Below are 287 nucleotides of genomic sequence, written 5' to 3'. Positions count from 1 at the left end.
TTTTCAAGTGCAAGCAGGTTGGCATTGTGGCTATCTGCAACGCCAGTAAACCCAACCTTTACGGCAGAAACAGCGTTACCACAGGGTGACAGCAAAATACGAAATGGAACGACAGGAGTCGTCGCACCAATGTTGTTAAATTGCTTCGCCGCGTTTTCCATCAGATCAACAGTAAAATTGGTTGATTCAGCGGCCACACTACAGCCATTATCTCTGACATAGCCGCGGATAGTAATCGTGCTATCCGCAGCCAAAGCGTGACTTACCGCCAGCCACAAAAAAGCGCA

General features: G+C 48.4%; 1 pseudogene. It reads right to left on the bottom strand.

Going from position 1 to position 287, the window contains the following annotated elements:
• Nucleotides 1-287 (bottom strand): annotated as a pseudogene (gene fimF / locus LZP73_RS20500) (type 1 fimbria minor subunit FimF); the annotation flags it as partial.

This window comes from Shewanella sp. AS16 (assembly GCF_021412365.1).
In the GTDB taxonomy this organism is placed as follows: domain Bacteria; phylum Pseudomonadota; class Gammaproteobacteria; order Enterobacterales; family Shewanellaceae; genus Shewanella; species Shewanella salipaludis.
Note: the sequence above shows the minus strand (reverse complement) of the source record. Positions and strands in the feature narration are given on the sequence as shown.